20 protein-coding genes are annotated in these 20961 nt (G+C 44.9%); 5 read left to right on the top strand and 15 right to left on the bottom strand.

Annotated features, from left to right (window positions below; genetic code table 11):
- Nucleotides 1-38: 38 nt before the first annotated feature.
- On the top strand, nucleotides 39-443 hold the full coding sequence (locus tag AC58QO_RS15185; RefSeq protein ID WP_497266810.1) for a CBS domain-containing protein: 405 nt from the start codon (nucleotides 39-41) through the stop codon (nucleotides 441-443).
- A gap of 66 nt (nucleotides 444-509) precedes the next feature.
- Here AC58QO_RS15185 and AC58QO_RS15180 read toward each other — a convergent pair whose 3' ends face one another.
- From AC58QO_RS15180 to AC58QO_RS15130, 11 genes are all read right to left on the bottom strand, one after another.
- Complete coding sequence (locus AC58QO_RS15180; RefSeq protein ID WP_497266809.1) at nucleotides 510-1625, bottom strand: HD-GYP domain-containing protein; 1116 nt, start codon at nucleotides 1623-1625, stop codon at nucleotides 510-512.
- A 158-nt stretch (nucleotides 1626-1783) separates the two neighbouring features.
- Complete coding sequence (locus tag AC58QO_RS15175; protein ID WP_497266808.1) at nucleotides 1784-2569, bottom strand: GNAT family N-acetyltransferase; 786 nt, start codon at nucleotides 2567-2569, stop codon at nucleotides 1784-1786.
- A 101-nt stretch (nucleotides 2570-2670) separates the two neighbouring features.
- Nucleotides 2671-3183 (bottom strand): hypothetical protein, encoded by a 513-nt coding sequence (locus AC58QO_RS15170; RefSeq protein WP_497266807.1) that lies wholly within the window; start codon nucleotides 3181-3183, stop codon nucleotides 2671-2673.
- Between the two features lie 106 nt (nucleotides 3184-3289).
- Nucleotides 3290-3754, bottom strand: coding sequence for a hypothetical protein (locus AC58QO_RS15165; RefSeq protein ID WP_497266805.1), 465 nt, complete (start codon nucleotides 3752-3754; stop codon nucleotides 3290-3292).
- 201 nt (nucleotides 3755-3955) lie between these two features.
- The gene (locus AC58QO_RS15160) at nucleotides 3956-5227 is read right to left on the bottom strand and encodes a neutral/alkaline non-lysosomal ceramidase N-terminal domain-containing protein (protein WP_497266803.1); all 1272 of its coding nucleotides are present in this window, start codon (nucleotides 5225-5227) and stop codon (nucleotides 3956-3958) included.
- 33 nt (nucleotides 5228-5260) lie between these two features.
- Nucleotides 5261-6478, bottom strand: coding sequence for a DegT/DnrJ/EryC1/StrS family aminotransferase (locus tag AC58QO_RS15155; RefSeq protein WP_497266801.1), 1218 nt, complete (start codon nucleotides 6476-6478; stop codon nucleotides 5261-5263).
- A gap of 15 nt (nucleotides 6479-6493) precedes the next feature.
- Nucleotides 6494-8224: a polysaccharide deacetylase family protein gene (locus tag AC58QO_RS15150; RefSeq protein WP_497266799.1), complete on the bottom strand. Its 1731-nt coding sequence runs from the start codon at nucleotides 8222-8224 to the stop codon at nucleotides 6494-6496.
- Between the two features lie 24 nt (nucleotides 8225-8248).
- Nucleotides 8249-9502, bottom strand: coding sequence for a DegT/DnrJ/EryC1/StrS family aminotransferase (locus tag AC58QO_RS15145; protein ID WP_497266797.1), 1254 nt, complete (start codon nucleotides 9500-9502; stop codon nucleotides 8249-8251).
- Nucleotides 9503-9646: 144 nt separating this feature from the next.
- Nucleotides 9647-11272, bottom strand: coding sequence for a type 2 periplasmic-binding domain-containing protein (locus tag AC58QO_RS15140; protein WP_497266795.1), 1626 nt, complete (start codon nucleotides 11270-11272; stop codon nucleotides 9647-9649).
- A gap of 117 nt (nucleotides 11273-11389) precedes the next feature.
- On the bottom strand, nucleotides 11390-12286 hold the full coding sequence (locus AC58QO_RS15135; protein WP_497267498.1) for a carbohydrate ABC transporter permease: 897 nt from the start codon (nucleotides 12284-12286) through the stop codon (nucleotides 11390-11392).
- Between the two features lie 6 nt (nucleotides 12287-12292).
- Nucleotides 12293-13222, bottom strand: coding sequence for an ABC transporter permease (locus AC58QO_RS15130; protein ID WP_497266793.1), 930 nt, complete (start codon nucleotides 13220-13222; stop codon nucleotides 12293-12295).
- Nucleotides 13223-13409: 187 nt separating this feature from the next.
- Here AC58QO_RS15130 and AC58QO_RS15125 point away from each other — a divergent pair, with 187 nt between their 5' ends.
- Nucleotides 13410-14795: an extracellular solute-binding protein gene (locus AC58QO_RS15125; RefSeq protein WP_497266791.1), complete on the top strand. Its 1386-nt coding sequence runs from the start codon at nucleotides 13410-13412 to the stop codon at nucleotides 14793-14795.
- Nucleotides 14796-14855: 60 nt separating this feature from the next.
- Here the strand turns inward: AC58QO_RS15125 and AC58QO_RS15120 are convergent, their stop codons facing one another.
- Genes AC58QO_RS15120 through AC58QO_RS15110 form a run of 3 tightly spaced genes read right to left on the bottom strand, consistent with a single transcriptional unit; the run spans nucleotide 14856 to nucleotide 17829 of the window.
- Nucleotides 14856-16226: a golvesin C-terminal-like domain-containing protein gene (locus AC58QO_RS15120; protein ID WP_497266789.1), complete on the bottom strand. Its 1371-nt coding sequence runs from the start codon at nucleotides 16224-16226 to the stop codon at nucleotides 14856-14858.
- A gap of 21 nt (nucleotides 16227-16247) precedes the next feature.
- Complete coding sequence (locus AC58QO_RS15115; protein WP_497266787.1) at nucleotides 16248-16745, bottom strand: hypothetical protein; 498 nt, start codon at nucleotides 16743-16745, stop codon at nucleotides 16248-16250.
- 22 nt (nucleotides 16746-16767) lie between these two features.
- Complete coding sequence (locus tag AC58QO_RS15110; protein ID WP_497266785.1) at nucleotides 16768-17829, bottom strand: peptidylprolyl isomerase; 1062 nt, start codon at nucleotides 17827-17829, stop codon at nucleotides 16768-16770.
- Nucleotides 17830-18035: 206 nt separating this feature from the next.
- Between AC58QO_RS15110 and AC58QO_RS15105 the strand changes: the two genes are divergently transcribed.
- The 3 genes from AC58QO_RS15105 to AC58QO_RS15095 all read left to right on the top strand — a co-directional run bounded on the left by AC58QO_RS15105 (nucleotide 18036) and on the right by AC58QO_RS15095 (nucleotide 20151).
- Nucleotides 18036-18848 carry an AraC family transcriptional regulator gene (locus AC58QO_RS15105; protein WP_497266783.1) on the top strand — a complete coding sequence of 271 codons (813 nt, stop codon included), beginning with the start codon at nucleotides 18036-18038 and terminating at the stop codon, nucleotides 18846-18848.
- A gap of 120 nt (nucleotides 18849-18968) precedes the next feature.
- Nucleotides 18969-19112: a hypothetical protein gene (locus AC58QO_RS15100; RefSeq protein ID WP_497266781.1), complete on the top strand. Its 144-nt coding sequence runs from the start codon at nucleotides 18969-18971 to the stop codon at nucleotides 19110-19112.
- A gap of 37 nt (nucleotides 19113-19149) precedes the next feature.
- Nucleotides 19150-20151 (top strand): metallophosphoesterase family protein, encoded by a 1002-nt coding sequence (locus AC58QO_RS15095; protein WP_497266779.1) that lies wholly within the window; start codon nucleotides 19150-19152, stop codon nucleotides 20149-20151.
- Between the two features lie 58 nt (nucleotides 20152-20209).
- On the opposite strand, the gene AC58QO_RS15090 is transcribed toward AC58QO_RS15095, so the two are convergent.
- Complete coding sequence (locus AC58QO_RS15090; RefSeq protein WP_497266777.1) at nucleotides 20210-20959, bottom strand: DUF4184 family protein; 750 nt, start codon at nucleotides 20957-20959, stop codon at nucleotides 20210-20212.
- Nucleotides 20960-20961 lie beyond the last annotated feature (2 nt).

Genomic DNA, 20961 nt, shown 5'->3' with positions numbered 1-20961 from the left:
GAGTTATCGTATTTTGGGATGAAAAGGAGTGAAACAAAGTGGAAATTAAATCGTTTTTATACCCTAAGGACAAAGTATCTTACCTGACGACTTCTGCTTCAATGAAAGAAGCGATCGAGCGGCTAGAAGCCTGCCATTATACAGCGATTCCGATTATCGACGAGGATGGGAAATACGTTGGCACCTTATCCGAAGGAGATTTGTTATGGAAACTGAAGTGCACGCCCGGCCTAAATTTCGATAATATGGACGAAATTTCAGTTACCGGCATCCGTAAACGGATATATAATGAGTGCGTCGCAATTGATGCGTATATGGAGGATATGCTGGCTCTCGCCGCTGACCAGAACTTTGTTCCGGTTGTCGATAGGGACCGCGTCTTCCTCGGTATCATCCGACGCAAGGACATTATTGAATATTATACTAGAAATATTACGGATTAGTTGCAAAGGAAAAAGCAGTAGGAACTGGGTTCATCCACCCATAACTACTGCTTTTTTGTATCCATGTTAAACATAAATGGCTCTCTCACTAATATTATCGATCATCACATGAAGCGAAGTCGATAGATCAATCTCATAATGTGACTTTAACTTCTCGCCTCGCTCGTTTTTAAGTACTCTGACGACGGGTCTAGATGGAATGTAGGCATTTTGTCGACAGACAACGCCTAATTCTCCTGTGCTTAGCTTAACGCCTTGTCCAACCGGGAAAATGGCCACTTTATTTCGAAATTGCGTTACTTTCTTTATATCGTATAAGCTCCCAGCATTCGCATAAAGAATCTCAAGCGCATAATGCGGAGCAATGGAATTCCGGTAGGCTCTTGGATGCGTCATAGCATCATAGGAATCCAACATCCCGATCCAGCGAGCATACTCATGAATCTGGTTCCCCTTGAGATTATGAGGATAACCGCTGCCATCGATACGTTCATGATGCTGCAGTGCACAAATTGCAGTCAGCAACGGGATGCCGACATCCTCCTTCAGCATATTAAAGCCTAATTCAGTATGCTTTTGAATCTCCAAATATTCGCTCGGGGACAGCTTTGCGCTGCTTAAAAGCAGCTTGGATGGGATCTGAATATTCCCCACATCGTGAAGCAGCGCTCCTAGCCCTAGCTCAGTTAACTCTTTGGGTGAGTACCCATGAAGCATCCCAAGCTTAGTGGCATAGATACACACATTGATAGCATTTTGGCAAAAATGCTGTTCCAATGTCGTTGCTGGTGCCATATTTAATGTGGTAATGGAGACAAGATGCTGTCTTCCCTTACTCATATCTTCAATCACTTTAGACATCCCATCGAAAAGCAATCGCGAGATTTCAGCGGAGTTCGTCGATCCTCCTAAGGTGGAGGTTGCGCTGAATTTGGTGAAAATCTTGGACAACGCCATCCGCAGTAAGGCGCGGGTCTCTTCATCGATCGCTTCTTCTATGGGGATGTCTTCGGTTTCCCTATCTTCGATATACAAGAAGTCAAGTCCCATTTGGACTAACTTTTTAATCATAAATTGTGTGAGTTCTACGCGATGTCCAAGCATTACACGTCCATGTTCGGACAAAACGGCTTTACCAATCCGCATGCCCGGTTGGCATAGGGCCGTAGGAACTATAATCATGAACTCAACCTCCGCCGAAAGATACATTTTTTATCTGTATTCTTCCTAAGTATACGAAGTGGATCACGAAAAAACTGTCGAACACTGCAAGTGATGAAAAAATATTCTGACAATCAACCCTTTTTAAATCTTTATTTCAAAAAAGCAAACTACCTCATTCATTTTGTAAGGTCAAGAGTAACTTTAATATTCAAGAGCCTAGTTCTTGTTACCATGCCTGCACTCTCTAAAGTCTTCTTTGAAGCCTCATTATAATACCAGCAGCCACTAATTGGCTTCAAATGATGGGTATAACACCAAGATTTTAAATGAAGGATGATATGTTTCCCAATTCCTTGCTTTCTAAACGCATCATTAGTAAACATGCCTATACTCGCTATGCCATTTAACATTTTACTTTTTTCAAGAACGCCAACTCCTAACAATATAGGACCTCTATAGTAGGTGAAGAGCTCTCCTTGCTCAATTCTGGCTTCATGCTGATCGAGAAAATCCCCACTTACCTGTTGAATGTTAACAAGATCCTCTAACATCGCTAGGCCAAAAATGTCGCCTTGTAAGGAATCATTTACTTCAATTTTTATTTGATTATCTTGAAAAAAATAAGCTTGATTGGTGATCGTAAATTCGCTGTCTAGAGCTAAGCTTAGAAACAACTCATCACAGGTTGGAACGAAAAGTGACTTCACTGAGAATTGTTCAATTACTTGGCTAAGCAGCGCTTGAGCGTGCTTCTGGTGTGCTGGACGAATGAAAAATTGGGTAAGTTTCTCCTGCATATGAATGGAAAAGTAACCTGCGAATTCCAATCCATCAAGGAACACATAAAACGTTGATTTGAGAATATGTTCTTCTAAAAACGAATCAAAAGGCGAAGACAACGTATTTAGATAATCTTGAATGAGATGATGGATGTCATTCATTTGGCACTCTTTTATAATCAAAAAGTTCACCCTCTTCAGTTACTTATGGACTAATCCCATCGTAAAACAAGGAATATGCCATATCAAAGGATTGTTTGATTATAGTTATACTGGAACATTTTTTAGCCGATTTTTCTAGCTTTCCGCTTCCCCCAAGGCTTAAATACCGAAAGCAAAAACATCAAAACTAAAGATATTATCTGTAAACCTATTCCGATGAAGAGCGAGATCGTGTTCACGACGTATGCCCCTTGATTCGCGCTTTCCACCCCTACACCTGTCAGTAGAGTAATGCCTTCCAATGTCCAGAAGTACATGCCAATTGGTCCAACGAGAATTGCAATCAAGGTCAGTACTTCTTTGGCGATGATCCACTTATATTTCACTAAACCCCAATGAGTCCGTAAGGACAAAAGGATTCCTGTCACGATTGTCCCGATAACTGACGCTCGAACCGAGGTTTCTGATAACACATGCATGGCTTTATAACAAGAAAGTATTAATCCCGATTCGTTCGTGCTCACAGCGGTTATGCTCAATATGAGAAACGTCACACTTGTCCCCAGCATAATGGCTGAGAATATGATATGTAAGCTCAGAAGCCACTTTTTCTGTGTCATGGTTAAGATTTTCATTGATTCATTATCTCCCTTGTTATCTTCTTACCTATAAGATAATCAATTGAAATTAACTACATCTAAACCAACTATTAAATATTCATAAAGTGGACATACATGCTGCTTACCGAATCGGTGGTTCAGCAAGGTTTAATTTGGAATTGTACAACTTATGGTCCTCTAGAAATGACTTTACTTTCTCACTATTAAAATGAACAGCAATAACCCCATTTTCTTTCGTAAAAATGAGCAGCGTTGGATAATAGGTTTTAGATGAACTGATAAACATGACTACTTCTGTAACGGTTCCAGTCATCCACTCCGACTTCATCTTGTAAGGCGGCGTTAGCGGAATCTTAATGGCTATCCCATCGTGCGGCTCAATATCGAATGATACAACGGTACCAGTAATGGAAGACAGCCATTCTTTCACTTGGTTTTGCAACAAGTTTGAGTTTGGAATGGTCAGCATGATTTCACCTTTCGAAATATCAAACGCCTCTGCCCCATCCGTTGCTTTAACGGTTTGTCCCCAAAGGATACTACATGTAACCACTAGGAATAGTACGAGATCTACCCTTTTCAGCACGATAATCAACCTCCATTCGATGGTACTATTCCCCATCAAAAAGAAATCATTTATCAACTCTCCGTGTTGTAACAGATGCTGTCCATGATCTAATAAAAATCGATTCGTCACATTTCTATTTTGGTTAAATATAACATATACAAAACGGGTGCTCCCCCAACGATGGAAGGAACACCCGTCTCCTGTTTCTGTCTTATTCGTTTAGGACAGCAGCTTATTCAGCGCTTCTTTCACTATCGACTCAACTGCGTGATCAAAGCTCGATGCCATCGCAAAATACAAGGTCGACTCATGAGTCTCATAGCCTCCCTCTGAAAGCTGCTGCGCTGTTGGGATGTAGCCAAACATGCCATTCGTATAACCGATAGGTAATACATTTCCATGTGATATCCGTTTGATAAAAAGTCCGTAATCGACCACAACTTCGGCATTCATGCCAAACAGCGAGAGACCCTCTGCAAGCTTCAGCACCGTCATCTCAAGCGGAATACTAGACGACAAGCTGTCAAATCGTTCCAGCATGATACGGCTCCATTCGCCAAGAACCCCTGGAGCCAAGGCTGAGATCTCAAGCTGATCTCGCTCAGGCAGCGATGAGAGCGGAAGTTCGATGACAGTCTTGCTCCATTGCAGCCGATGGGTCAGCAGCGTACTCATCGGCTTTTCTAACGTGCCGATCACACTGTCAGCGAATGCTTTGCCGATTTGTATGACGACTTCGTTATCTCCACGGATGACCCGCTCTCCGTCACTAGGGTTAATATCGCCGCAAGTTCCCTGCAAGAAAGCAGCGATTGCGCCTTCATCCAAATCTCGCTCTACCATCTCCATGGCAACGCCAACATACTCGGAAGAAACGGCATTCTCCCGCGTTATGACAGGATGACAGGCATAGTGAACGAACAGCCCTTTCAGCACGCCGTCCTCTTTAACAAAACGAATGACGCGCAGTTCGTGATCAATCGGTCCCGTATCCGGCGGCGATTTCACCACGCCGCGGCGATTAATTCCGAGCGGAGAATACCCCACACCTTGCTCAATTCGAACAGGCTCAACCTGCTGAAATGCCGCTCCAATGGCTTCGATAACGCGATCTTCCATCGCTTCTACATAGCTCAAGTCCATCACGCCTAAGTACGAAGTGAACAATCCACTCGTTTGCGGACCAGAATGCGTATGAGTACCATGAAGGAGAATAGCGTCCTCGGATATCCCGAATCGTTCGCGAATACGAAGTCTGATCCCCGGAACTCGATCGCTGCCCCACCAAAGCAAATCCGCAGATATCAGGACAGCCTTTTCTTCAGTCGAATCCACAAAGACAAAAATGCGAGCATACAGTCTATGAGACTTGCTCTCGAATGGGCCAAGCTCGCTGCGTACGGCAAAGCCAGCGAGCGGCACGGGAAACTCGGGTGTAATATCCACTTTACTTACCCCAAGTCGAAAAGTTGGCTTCAAATTCGTCACCATTCCCTTGTGTATGAGATGAGTACGTATTATTACTTAATACGATTCCACTACTTTTCGAATGGCCGCCGCGATGTCATACATGGCTTGCTCGTCGGCAAGCAGTACATTTTGGGTAAGCCATATCACTTCTTTGTCACTAAGACGTTCACTGATTGGACAAGCATAGTACCTGTTTTGCCCTGTCAAGGCTTGCGAGGCATTAATAATCGCTTCGTTTCGATTAAGCGGAACGTAGCCATGGCTCATCGGAATCCCTTCAGCGTTCACTTTGCGTATAAAGTCTGATTTGTCAATCCGATCTGTGACCTCTGAAGCAATCCGAAACATGTAAAGGTGATGAGCATGCCGTGTGATGCGTGGATCCGACTTCACAACAGTGATCCCATCTATTTGGCTCAACAGCTCGGTGAGCAGCTTCGCATTCGCTTCTCTGCGCTGCATCTGCTCTTCCAAACGGCTCATCTGCGCAAGCACAATAGCTGCTTGCAGCTCGGTCATCCGGTAGTTCTGCCCGATGCGATCATGCTGGTACCAAGCTCCTGTCCGGGAGCGGCCGACATTGCAGAGCGACCAAGCGATTTCTGCAAGCTCCTGATCATTGGTAAGAATGATGCCGCCTTCACCGCTGTTCAGGTTTTTGCTCGATTGTAAGCTGAACGTTCCAAAATCGCCGATCGCCCCTACACTTCGCCCCTCCCAGCTTGCCCCAACTGCTTGAGCCGCATCTTCAATCACTCGCAGCTGATGAACCGCCGCCACTTCTTGGATCCGACTCATGTTAGCTGGGGCACCAGCTATGTGAACGGGGATGACAGCCTTCGTCCTCGATGTGATGGCGCCAGCAATCTTCTCTGGATCGAGCAGAAGCGTATCCTCTTCAATATCTACAAAGACGGGAACAGCGCCATAGGCAAGAGCTGCCGCCGCCGTGGCGATAAATGTATACGGCGGTACGATGACCTCATCGCCCGGTTTGACCCCGGCCGCTTGCAGCGCAACTGTTATCGCTACGGTGCCATTTACGACGCTGATCGCATGCGCTGCATCGTGAAGTTCAGCGAATCGACGCTCCATCTCGGGTAGCTTGGGTGAATACTCTGGCGATAAGACGGTGCCCGTACCACCCCATTTGCCAGATCGAATGACATCGAGTATGAGCTGCTCTTCCAATTCACCGAATATCGGCCAAGCTGGGAAGCCTGCCGTCCGAACAGGTGCTCCGCCATCTACCGCTAGTGCCAGCTTCTCCATGTCCTCACCCCATTCTTATGAAACTTCAACATTCATATTCACGACAACCTTGCGACAAGGGATTCCGAACTGCATCTCATGCCCTTTATCAGGCAAGAATGCTTCAGAAGTCAGCATCGGCACCCAAACGACAAGTCCCGGAACCGCCTCGTCTGACTGCAGCTCAACATTCCCATCATCATCGCACGCGGTAATTCGAACCGATCTGCGTAACCGCGTCCAATCTTGTATTTGCTTCGACTTCCAGAACGTGAAGCCCATTTCATTTGCTTTATTCACCAACATCCGAATTGCGTTCCGAACTTCCTCTCGGGTATAGATGTGAATCTGATGGAACAGAAAATGCGCTGCACCGTTTACTAGCTTGGCTTGCTGCAGAAACGGCTCAATCACCGTATTGTCAGCCAGATGACCCAGATCCAGATCCTGTGTCAGGAATCCAATCTCGAGCACATCGTAGAACCGATTCTTCTCGTCGAATAAGGCAATGGGAAAATAAGGATGGCAGGTGCCAAATAAGAAGCCGACATTTCCCTTTTTGCTAGGACCTCTCGTTTGATCGCTCAGAATCCCGTTCCGTTCAAGCCACAGAAACAGCTCGCCCCAGCCTTCCACACGTGTGTAATGGTTTTTATTCGTGGTGACATTCTGCAGGCCTGTCGCTTGCTTGACCCAGCTAACTTGCCGATTAAATTCCTCTTCGTCCCATTTGCCATTGTCTTTGTCCAATGCATTATAGTGGAAGGCGAGCTCATGACCTGCTTGCCTAACTTGCTCATAAATAGATGCACCATAGCCGGGTTCAAGCATGCACCACGTTGTTTGAAGTTGAAGTTCTTCAAGCAGCTGCAGCGCAGCAACGGCATGCGCAACTTCATTGGCGTCACTATCATGCGAGATCATCGCGATCGATTGAATGCCATCTGGCCAATACCCCGTGAACGGAAGTGTCATGTCCTTGTCAATCGCACATTGCAGCAGGTGCCTAACCAATGCCTCTCTCCAATAATCCGCATAAGGCCATGGGAAATAGGGAATTCCAGTTTCCGTATACACACGGTCATATGTCCAATCCAGAGCGATGCGATCATCTGCTTTTAAAATATCTTCATTGACGTTCGCACTCCCATCGGCAGCTGGAACCCCATCGTCGAGAACAGGTCCCGTGCCTTGCTGCATGTGCACGATGGTGAGCGGGATATTGACGGTCCAGCGATGAAGGCTTCCTTGCCCGATCTTAAACTTAAGCAGTGCTGGACCTAGTTCTTGCCCATCAGGCCGCCACTGTTTGATAATACCTGTAGCCGCATAAGAAACTTGACCCGCTGCTTCTCGACTACTCTCATCGGCTTCTATCCATGGGTTGGCTGATATAAAACGCAGCGAGTCCGGCTGACCAGCCTGTGTTGGCTCAATAGCTGCATAACCAGCACCCGTCTCTCCCGTCTGGATGTACCCAAGTCGGAGAGCCATGGCGTTTAACCCAGCATAGCTAATGAGTGTGCCGCCTTGCTCCGCATATGACCATAATAGGGAAGTCTTGTCACCATTCTCTTGAGAGCATGCGACAATGAGAATGTCGTACTTCTGCAGACTCACCGCGTCCAACTGGGATACCGTTTCAAACGGCAGGCCGACATGCAGCAAAATTTCTTCCACATATTTCTCAAATACGTTAAGACCGTATGTCCATTTGCGTTCAGCAGCTTCGCTTTCTACGAGCACACCGACTTTGGCCATCTTCATTTTGATTCCTCCATCCTCTGTCGGCTACACGACTTCCAACCCCGACTCACTGTAATGAGCAGCCACTTTTCGAATACCTGCAATGATGTCATCGATGTCCTGATCACTGAAAAACTCACTGACAGGCACTCGAATCGCATACTTTAGAATGTGTTCGGCCGTAGGACAGAGCCCTTCGCCATATGCGATATCTGTCAGGTCAAATGGGAACTGACTGCCTGTATACGCTTCCCGATTCAAAAACAAAGGCTGCATATACACCGGTTTTGGAATATATCCAGCGGAGCAATCGATACCTTCGGCTTGAAGTGCTTCGGCAAATTCAACTTGCGTGCAAGTGAGCACGGCGGGTTCAATCGTAAACATGTAAAACCAATACGTGCACCGCCCCTCTGTCGTCACTTGATGATGCTTTATTCCTGGCATGCCGTTGATACCGGCAGATATGTTGTCGCCGTACCGATTGCGTCTGTCACAAATCCAAGTCAATTTCCTCAACTGCGCGACGCCGACAGCACCTTGCAGCTCCGTCATACGGTAATTCGGGGCAAGCAAACGCATTTCCCGCGAAACTTGATTGCCGAATCGGCTGTAATTTTTGTCTGCAAAGGCATGCGTTCGTTGATAATCCACCTCGTCTTGCGAATTCACAACGACGATACCGCCATCTCCCGTCGATATATGCTTGTAATCATTGGTGCTGAAGCAGCCATAATCCCCAATCGTCCCGACTAATCGGCCTTTATAGGAAGTCATATAGCTTTGCGCACAATCTTCAATGACGATCAATCCGTGCTCGCGTGCGACCTCAAGGATCGGATCCATATCCGCAGGATTGCCGGCTAAATGGACGACAATGATCGCTTTCGTTCTCGACGTAATCCTTGCTTTAATCGTTTCCGCCGTCATGTTGTACGTATGTGGATCCAAATCTGCGAATACGGGAATCGCATTCTGATACAAAATACCAATAATGGAGCCTGCATCCGTGATAGGACTTGTAATTACTTCATCTCCTACACTTATGCCAGCCGAACAGATAGCCACATGCAGAGCTCCCGTGCCCGATGATGTGGCGACACTATGTTTTACGCCGTAGAGCGTATTGAATTGCTCAAGAAATTGCTTAACTTTTCGTCCGGAATGATAAAAGAGTGTATTTTGTTCAAGTGCTTGGGCAAGCTCCTTGACCTCTTCCTCACCAAATCTTCTACCAGTACCGAATGGCGTCGTTTTTATTTTACTTCCACCGAGAATGGCTAACTTTTCTTGATTCATGCCAAACCCTCTCTCGTGTTGATTTATAAGATAAATTCTATATATTTCAATAGGAATAATCAGATATGAAATCACAGCACGCCCCCGTGCTTCACCTAGAACACGGGAGTCGTGTATGAAAGCCTTACAACGATTTCACAGTTCTTACGGGTTTTCAGACTTAAAGACAACAGGCGTTTTAAACACTTGCGATATGGTTTTCGCATAATTGTCGAAAATTTCTTTACCATGGTACGTGGTCATCAATTCTTTCCGATATTTCGGCCAGTTGCTTGCGTCCTTCTCTTCAAAGAGGATCTTCACCATATACGCACGCATTTGTGTACGGAATGCACCGATATCAAAGCCTGGAGGGGGAGCGACGTTCGTGCCGAGTACTGGATACTTGTAGGTTTTCAGCGTTGCAACAATAGCGCGGTCATGATCGGTTTCGCGTGGATCGATAACCGTTAACCCAATTGGGCTCGGATCTTGCACACCATAAGCAAAGATTGAGCTATACACATCAAAGAAATTACCATTTGCTTGATTGTCTTTTGTAATGGCATCAGGAATAAGTGTGATGGTGTTGCCGTTTTTCGTATAGTTCGTGCCTTCTTTACCGTAGTGTGACAGCAAGTAACCTTCTGGTCCTGCCAGCCAATCCATGATTTCAATACTTTTCTTAATTTTTTCCGGAGGCGTTTTGGCCCCAAATAAGAATGGAACACCTGGCAAAGCGGCAAAGTTAACGGCTTCTGGCATAATGTGGAACGGAACGAAATCTGCCGTTTTAACACCGCTAATATCAATCGTCTTCTTCTTCACGCTCGTAGCTACGTTATCAAAAGCAGCCGTACGCAGCAAGCTTTGGAAAATACCCGCTTTACCGGCTTGAACTTTTTCAAGCTCTTGCCCTGGTTTAGCTAAGAACCAGTCAGGATCTACGATTTTAAGCGCGAGTGTTGCCCGAATATCATCGAGCACTTTCCCTGCCCGAATATCGGATTGCGGATCGACATATTCACCATGCGCTTGATCATACCAGAGATCGATTCCTAGGCCATTTTTATACCATTCTGGGAATTGCTTCGATACGCCGACTCCGTTACCGGTGGTGGTGAAGCCGTAAGTGTCATTTTTCCCATTGCCGTCTGGATCGTTGAACGTGAATGCTTTCATAACATTGATCATTTCGTCATAATTCGTCGGTACCTTCAGGCCAAGCTTATCCAGCCAGTCTTTACGCACATAATACGATTGATATAGCTGTTTTTCATAAGGAACGGGGGCACGCATGAATACTTCTTGCACTTGATAGCGTTGAATAATTTCAGGGGTTACCCACTTGTAATAGTTGGGCATCGTTTGCGGGTTCACATAGGGGGTCAGATCGGCGACAGCTTTATCAATAATAAATTGATTCGTTTGTGCACCGTCAGCTTGGAACATATCTGGTGTAGCGCCTGACGTGATTTTCAGATTGATTTTCGTCTTATGATCCTCACCGGGGACGCCATACTCCATGTTTAGTTTGACATTGAACTTTTGCTCAATGGCCTGGCGAATATAATCTTTATCAGGCGAAGGCAATGATACATCATTTGTCGGAACGAAAGTTAGCCAGTTCAACGTCATTGGCGGAGCCTTCGTAGCTGCCGCTGTTGCTTCAGGCGCAGCAGAAGTGGCTGTTGAAGCGGACGGAGTAGCCGTAGAGTCGTCTTTCGAACAACCACTTAACACAACTAAGCTGGCGATTACGCCGAATGCTACATTTTTACGCAAATTCATGCATATGACCTCCCATTTGTACTCGAATTCATTCACAAGTCTTCACTGATTGAATTTGTGACTGATACGAAGCAAAACAAGGCATCACTCCTTTCAAGTCCAATTGGTCGAGCGAGGTCACCCTTTGATGGAACCAACAAGCATTCCTTTTATGAAATATTTCTGGATAAACGGATAGATCGCCAGGAGCGGCAGGGTCGTCACCACAACAGTTGCCATTCGGATGGTGTCCGGAGGCAGCGTTTGAAGCATAGATGGATTCGCGTTCAACTCTTGACTCACGCTGGACGTAACAATCATATTGCGCAGAATGACTTGGATCGGATACAAATCTCGATCAGATAAATACAAGATCGCATTAAAATAGGAATTCCATTGAATTACGCCATAGAATAAGCCAATCGTGACGATAATCGGCATGGACAACGGGATTACGAGCTGGAATAACGTTCGGACGTCCCCACATCCATCCACTTTCGCCGACTCTTCTACTTCTGTTGGGAAATTAATGAAATAAGTCCGCATGATAAACATATAGAACGGTGATACGAGCGTTGGAATGATAAGTGACCATACCGAGTTGATTAATCCCATTCCCTTGACAACGAGATAGGTCGGAACAATTCCGCCGTTAAACAACATCGTGAACACAATGGCTAGCAGAAAAAATCGGCTGCCGGGCACATCCCTTTTGGACAATGGATACGCCAGACAAGTCGTAATCAGCAGGCTTAAAAACGTACCGATCACTGTAATAAAAACAGAAATCTTCAGTGCATCAGGCACAAGTCTTGAGCTGAAAATCGCTTTGTACGCCTGCAACGTCAGCTGCTCAGGGAATAGGACGAAGCCACCGTTACGGATTAGCTCTTTATAAGGTGTAATCGACTCGATAAACACAAAGTACAGTGGGAACACCGCAGTTAAGCAACAGAGTGTAAGGAAGACATAAATGATGACATCGATTGAACGATCAGACTTGGTCTTATGTACCGCATAGGACAAATGTTCCACCACCTTTTAATAAATTCCCGAACCACCAAATTTCTTGGCGATGCGGTTAGCGGCAATCACGAGCACAAATCCAATGACTGATTTAAACACGCCCATCGCTGCAGGAATGCTGAAATCGTTCTGTTCCACAATTCGCCGGAAAATCCACGTATCGAGAATATCACCAACAATGGTTACCCGCGCATTTAGGAACACGTAAATTTGATCGAAGCCGGCATCCAGAATTGTGCCAAGCCGCAGGATCAGCAGCAGGATGAATACTTCACGGACGCCAGGCAATGTAATATGCCAGATTTGCTTCCAGCGGCCTGCCCCATCCACAACTGCAGCTTCATAAAGCTCTGGATTAATCGTTGCTAAAGCTGCTAAGAAGAAAATGGCGCCGAAGCCTGTATTCCGCCAAATGTCGGTCAGAATAATGAGCGGTCGGAAGAAATCAGAGTTCGCAAGTACATTGAGCTCTCCCCACCCCATATTTTGATAAAATGTCGTGACAAGTCCAGTGCCTGGGGAGAAGAACGAGTATACCAAACCGTATACGATGACCCAGGATAAGAAGTAAGGTCCGTAAGTGATGGTCTGCACGATCTTTTTGAACCAACTAACGCGAATTTCATTGAGAAGTAAGGCGAGAATTAAATCAGGAAGTAGATTGAAGACGAGTCGATAAACGCTAATGAGGAGTGTGTTGGTCATGAGGCGAAGAAAATCAGGTGATTTAAAGATGGTTTCGAAGTTGCGCCATCCAACCCAGGGACTATCCCAGATACCTTTGGTGACGCTGTAATCTTTGAATGCGACGAGTAGTCCCGCCATCGGAATATAACGGAAAATGAGGAAGTACAGTAGGCCTGGGGCCATTAACAGGTAGAACCATCGATATCGAACTACTTTTCGAAAAACACGACTTGACTTTGTACTGGCGATGGAAGCCATGTGGTCACCCCCCGTTTACAATCCCATTATAATTTATAAGTACAAAAAAATACAAGTGCTATACATGTTTAAATGTTGTCTTTAAATTGACCAAAACCCTTGTGGCGTCTCACTTTTTTTATGTTGTAAATTTTCCACATATTGTTTAGAATACATACAACTGCGCAAATAGGTGGCGATTCTGATTATGAGAAAAAAAGACCAATATTGCTATTCTTCATTGACCGATATCCTTCGGGAGCAAATTCTGTCTGGTTTTATCAAGAAGGATGAGTTCCTCATGTCGGAAAATGAATTAAGCAAGTATTACGAGCTCAGCCGAAGCTCTGTCCGTAAATCGCTTGACCTCCTGCTCAAGGAAGGGCTTGTTGTGAAGAAAGCCGGACTCGGTACCTTCGTCTCCCCTAACGTTACCGTTCGGAAATCGAAGCGGAAGGTTCTGCGCATTTTGACCATTACGCCTTCGTACTTTGTTGATTACTGCTTGCCGTTTATTTGCGAAACGTTCGAACAACAGCACCTCGATGTCGACATTAAGCTGCTCAGCTTTCCCATCGCCCAATTCTGGGAGTCCTTACATAAGTGTATCGAAATGGGTATTCAACCGGACATTTGCATTATTACAGACGGGATCTTCCAAGAGCTTAAATCCATGGATGAATTCGTTAGTTTAGATCGGATTCTGGACAGCGAATTGACGAGTATGTACCCGAAGCTGCTTGACGGATTTCGCAAGGACGGTCTTATTAAAGCGGTTCCTGTCACATTTTCAGGTATTTGCCTCGCCTACAATCCGCGAATGTTCGACAAATTCAACATTGAATCACCTCGTCAAGGGTGGAACAAAGATACATTTATTCAGACGGCAAGGCAACTGACCTGTGATACGAATCAAGACGGCATTATCGATAATTATGGCTTTTCACTGCCATCTACGTTAAATCGCTGGAATGTGATCGCGATGCAGAACGGCGTTGATTTTAATAAGCCGAATAAGAAAGCGCTTCTAGATACACTCACCTTCATGCACGAAATGATTTATCACAAACGGAGCGCACTCATTTCCCATATGCAGCTGCATCGTATCGCTTTCCAAAGCGAGCAAGTCGCTATGATGCTGACGACGACAATTGAGCTTGCTGGGTTTGGCGACAAGCTGCCGTTTAAGCCTAAATTTGCGCCGATGCCATTCGGCGACTCTTCCAAAACATTGCTCATCGCCAATGCGCTAATGGTTCATTCCGCAAGCACAGAACGTGAGCTGGCGATCCAATTCCTACAGACAGCGTGCAGCCCGGAGGTTCAAGCCAAAATTGGCGAATCGCGCTTCCTCTCGGTGCTAAACCCGATTAATGAGCAGCTGTGGGACCGGCACGATCTGGCGTCGCTTCACATTGCGGACGGTCAATTACATGATGCTTATTATCAACATGAAACGATCTCGGACAATCAAGTTATGCAAGAGGTTAACAACGAGATGATGCTCTATTGGGAAGGTATGGAATCGGCTGAGCAATGTGCGAAACGTCTGTATAAACTGCTTACACCGCGTAAGAAAGTGACAAGCCGATGAAACAAAATAAGGACCGCCAGAAAGTAGGTTTACCTACGTTCCGGCGGTCCTTTTCCCTCTTTATTGCAATTCAAACATGACCGCGTCCGCGCGAAGGTTTTTGCCCGTGTTCCCACTGAAGGAATTCGTTACATACCCGCTGGTTCCTGCTGTGAAGGTGAAATTACCGAGCGTATACCAGCCACTGGTACCCGTTGTATAATCAACAGATATTGGACTAGAAAGTCCAGCAGCAGAATTCACTCTAATCTGAGCATTGTTGTCACTGGTCGGATATACGATCCGATAAATCGATACCTTGTAGGTACCAGCCGCAAGGGTCGGCGTCCATTTCACGCCTGCACCAGGTGTAAAGGAATATCGTGTTGATGAATTATTATAGCCAAACAATGTGCTATCCCCAAATGTCCCAGACAGCTCTGAATATCCGGTTGTGCCATTATCAACGATGATGGCGCTGCTCACTGAGTTATAGGTGTTATCTGCCCCGATATTAGGCGCATTTGTGCTAGACACGGAAGCTCCGAAATAGTCTCTTCCCCCATTTGAAGCCATTAACACGCCTGTATTTATCGCTGGTGAACTAGCTTGCAGCTTGAATGCCCCCAGGTTGGCTATCCCAGTCGGCAATGTTGTTGGAAGTGGCCCGACAAACAAAGGATTTGACGTGAGATTGGAACTATTATATCCACCAGGAAGAGCTATGCCGTAAATCAAATTATTCGTCTTGGAAGCGCCATCTGATGGCAACGCACCAACGGTACCAGCTTTGTAGACGATGTTGTTTTTGGAAGCCCCTGTAGCCAGCATATTCGCTGTACTCGAGGATGAGGTTACTGCTGGATTTACAGCATTCGCAGGGACAAAGATTGTATTATTGTAAGCTGTCACAGCACCCGTTGTACCACCTCCAAAGCCTGCCTCCATAATCATGTTGTAACGAACCACAACATTCGTCGCATTCGGCATCACGAGCAAAAACCCGCCAGCATTATCATGACTGTAGTTATATTGGAACGTTGTTGAAGTCGTATCGATATCCGCATCAAAGCCTTGACGGTCGCATATCCCATTTGTATTTTTCACGTTAAAAGATTCATTGAACTGAAAGACGGCATTGCTTGTTGTGTAATTCCATATCCCTGCGATGCAAGCAGTAGCAGCTGTACCCGCGCCATTTAATACATTGTACTCAATGAGTGGTGAAGTCGAGTCGGTTACGACGATTCCGTCATATTTGGTATTGATTATTGAGTTAGATCTCACAATTAAATTGGTGCTTCGCGTTGCAACAGAATTCGCCTCTGTTCGAATTGCAGCCTGATCACCGGCATTGGTGATGGTGTTATTTTCGATAATAACATCGTTCCATTTACTTGCAGTCGTTCCATCTGAACTGAGAAGAATGCCATTCTTGGCCGTATCATGCACGTTCAGATTCCGCAGCCTGATTTAGTTTTTATTGCCGCCATTAAAGTTAAGCACCGTGACGCCATTTCCCAAATTATTGGTTACATCGAGATTACTGACTTCCCAATAATCTTGATTTTTCAAAAATACAGCTCCATTGCTGTTGAACTCCCCGCCTGAAGCTCTTACCGCAGCTACGTTATAGCTGATAATTGGTTTATTGCCGGTGCCATATTTATCAATCTTAATGGGATTGCCGGAGGTGCCGCTTCCTTTAGGATACAATTGCTCGCTCCAGGAGCCGCCTGCTTTCAACAGAATCGTATCCCCTGCTGCGAAAGTTGTGGCATTGACTTTGGACAAATGCTGCCAAGCCGTCCCTGTACTTAAGCCATTGTTCGTATCCGAGCCGCCAGCGGAATCTATGTAATAAGTTGTGCCAACCGCCAGTGCTGTCGGAACATTCCATAATGGCAGTAAGCCACAAAGCATAATCGCCAAACATGTCCAGATAAGGCCCTTTTTCTGATTCAATCTCATCTTGATCAGCTCCTTTTTATAATCAATTTATCGCATTGTAAGCATCGTAATTAATCGTTACTATCGCTTGTTGTTTTAACTGCTCCACCTTTCTCAGATACCGCTCATCCTCATATCTTGCTTGGAGATCATCTTTCACTTCTTCAATTGGTCTGTAGCCACCCTCCCGCTTCTCCAAACTGTTCAGGATATATAACGTATGATTGATCTCCATAATCCCGCTAAATTGACCTACTTCCAGCTGCTTAGCAGCATCTTTCAATGCCATGTTTTTCCTAGCATCTTCTTTGGCTGTAGTCGCATCAAACCGCTGCTGCTCCAGCTTCAATCTCGGTGAACCTTGATCATTTCGTATAATGGCCTCAAGCGATTGCCCTTTAGTCAAGCCTAGCAAGGCTTCCTCCATCTTTCTGCTTGCAGCTGATTTGACCAACGGATCGACATTTCCCTGTTCATCTGCTGCGGTAACGAATAGTTTTTCAATCGTCCATTCATCCTCTTTTTTGTAAAATCGTTCCTTCAAGCTTGAATAAACATCCCTCGCTTCTTGATCTGTCATCGCGCTTTCTTTCCCAGCCAGCACTTTCTTCAGGTTGATAACCAGATGACTAAATAGATAGTTATAATACCCCCATTCCTCATATTGCACGGGTCCGTAAATTACTTGTTTATTCGCGACAGCCTTCTCTCTACGTGCGTTCTCTTGGGATAATTGATTGATAAAAGTCGCGTAACTGCTATCGTTCAGTAGTCCATTTTCTATGGCTAACATCTGCTGCACTTTCACCGATTTCAGCTCTTCAAGCGCTAGTTGCTTCGCCATCTCAATCGGCGTTTCTCCCGAGTAAGACGTGTGCCAAAAATTCGGATGATCACTGATGCCATATTTATCTTTGAAATAGCCGAATACTTTCGCCCGTTGCGTGTTCAAGAAAAGCATAAATTCTTGGTCATCAATCGGAACCTGATTAATGGTTAATAACGGTGTAGACTGCTTCCCCATGACAGTTCCATATAAAGCTGCAGCTAACGAGACGATAATGATGATGCCAATAGCAAGCATAAGCTTAAGCGGGTTTTTCATTGATTTGCACCTCATCACTTCCTTCATAATGAAAACGCCTACATTTATTGTAAATGACGTGAAATCGCATGCAAATACACAAAAGTGACAACATTCATATCTAAAATTTCACTCTCATATCTTTGTTGCCCACCCTCTTTGTCTGTATTTACAATCCACAAAAGCTGCACTATAGTTTGACTATATCGAAACGGGGTGGGATCATATTGAAGATTGAAGCACAGGCAAGTAAAGCTTTTTTCCCCACAATCAGCGACTACACTTACTGGAAAAAAAAGACACATTTTCTGTTGGAAACAGATCAATATCCGGAATGGACCGTGTTCGCCATTGAAGACGGTTCTTTCTCTTTCGAAATAGGATTGCATGCAGATACTGCACGATTTGGTGATATCGTCATTTGTCCGCCAAATGTACCTATGACTCGCAAGTTAATAGAACCGCTCACCTTTCACTTTATCTCTTTTTCTTGGGATGAATCGACAGTCTCTAAGCCATCACCGAGCATTCAACCAACCATGCCAAGTGGTAAAATGTCCTTTCAAGATATGAATCACCTCTTAAACAGCTATGCCAATTTACGCAAACTGGAAGAACGCATAGATCCCATTTCTTATCAATGGCGTAACATTTTACTGGCCAATTTGTTTTATGCCTTTTTTAACGAAAGCAATTTGGAACAAAATCTGTTAATCAAAGCCGATCCGCTTATCGAGAAAGCACGAACCTTCCTACATCAGGAAATGTTTAGCCCGATCAATGTCAAGGATATCGCACAGCGGATTGGACTTAGCTCGGTTCAATTTTCACGACGATTCCACAAATATTACGGCATTACCCCCATTCATTACATAACGTCTCTACGCATTCAAAAAGGGAAAATCCTCTTGCAAGAAACGACCCTCACGCTCGAAAAAATAGCAGAATCTTGCGGCTATACAAGCGGGTACTATTTCAGTCGTGTCTTTAGCCTGCACATGAGCATGAGTCCCTCCCAATACCGTAAGCTTCATCGCTAATTTCTATAGAAAACCACCACAGTCCAAGTTATTAAAATGTGTGCCTTACTCATTCCATTCTAGTAAGATGCTACATATGCTAGTACTAGTTGGACAACCAGTTTGCGGGAGGCGATGCGCGTGTTAAGCCCTGAAGATGCCAATACAATTATTGAGACCTTTTTGAGTCCGATGTGGTATTTCGTCACTTCCCAAGCGGATAAAGATGAAATTCACCGACTTGCCAATGCGTTAAGATTAGCATCCGGTCAAGCTCAGGATTAAGCGACATACGACATCATGATGGAGGGGGAGGTAGCTGGTGCTGCATGAGAAAGATGCGCTCAAAATCATAGAATCGTTTCTTCAACCACGCTTGAAATTCGTTCAATCCCAAAGCGAGAAAGACGAGATTCTCCGGCTAGCTGATGAACTGCGTAAAGCTGCTGACAATTCTCCAAGCTTACGTTTTTCCGTTGTCAGTGATATTCACATTCAGTACTGGGATACGCAAGCTCAACGTAAATTAAGTGATGCCTTAGCGGATTTACATCAGTTAAACCCAAGTCTAGATGCACTAGTGATTAATGGAGATCTAGGCGATGGACGTGCCAATGACTATGCCATGTTAGCTTCGATTCTGCAGAAGCAACCCGTTCCGAAGGAAGTCTGCTATACGATCGGAAATCACGACTTTTACAAAGCTTATTACAACTTATCCGGCGACTGGTCGCCAAGTACGTTTCCTAATGGCGAGTCTGACCATGCCTCTAAAGCTCGATTTCTGTCCTATACCAAACAGGCTAGCGTTTATTACGATCGTTGGATTCAAGGCTATCATTTTATTTTTCTAGGCTCCGAGCAATATAGACAATCCAATCCAGCGAACGCGGAAGATGCCTGGTTATCGCAGGCACAATTAAACTGGTTACAAAGTAAACTCCAAGAAAACTATTTAAAACATAAACCGCTGTTCGTATTTCTGCATCAGCCTCTACAGGGCACCGTTTCTGGCAGTTCGCCTCGCGGAGTCGTACAGAAAGATGAATTGAAACGGTTATTATCTCAATACCCGGAGGTCATATTTTTTACAGGTCACACGCACTGGGAATTGCGGTTGTCCTCTACGTTCTTCAAAGATGTTTTTTCGATGGTCAATAGTTCGTCTGTGAGTTACCCTTACGACAGCAACGATCAGCTAATTCAAGGAAATCGTTCGGAAGGCTTGGTTATCGACGTATTCGAGGATCATGTCCATATTCGCGGACGAGATTTTCAAGGGCAAACCTGGATCCCGGAGGCTGATTTTAAGATAATGTTTTGACCAAATGGCAAAAAGACCAACCACATGTTTAGTGATTGGTCTTTTTTCTTTGCTCGAGTCATGTTCTCCTACTAATCCTCCAGATGAAGGAAGCGGTAACTATCCCTAAACACATCCCAGATATAGGCGCAACGACTAAGATGCCAAGTATGTTCGGACTGGCTGTAAAAAGTAATTTTATCCCGGTTAAAGCGATCGCAATGAGTAGTGCGAGACTCCAAAATAATCGTTTTTGTTTGATGGACAGGATCGGCATATCCATCGCAATTGCAGGACTTCTATTTAAACTATTAATAATAAAATAAAGAATCACCAACAGCCCAACTGAAGATAAACTATGTTGCAAAATTTTATACAATGGAAGATGATACACAATGAATTCGTTTAATATTGACATTTGTGATACAAAAAAACCATGCTCATGCGTAAAGGCATCCGTAAATACGTGCGATAGATATCCAATGAACACTGAGAATAAGAAGATGATCCACTCTCTAAGCTTATTCAGTCTCCATGCACTTCGCATATTGTAAGCTCTCTGGCTAAGATTAAATCGGTTTGGTAGATGTACGGCAAGCGCTTCTTTTACCAAAAAATGAAAGATAACGGCTATGAACAAACATAAGGGTATTACTTGTAAGACTAAACCTAATAACGAGTGACCGATACTACGATGTGGCTCAAGATATATAAAATATTCAAGATCAGGCCCCATACTCCCGAGAATAAGTCCTGTCAAGCTTACATGCTTCGGCAACGCATACTTCAATGGAAATGTATAAGCAGGATGAGCAAAAGTAAATGGCATAG

It is taken from the genome of Paenibacillus sp. J31R30, assembly GCF_059692115.1.
This window is presented reverse-complemented; position numbering and strand designations above follow the sequence as displayed.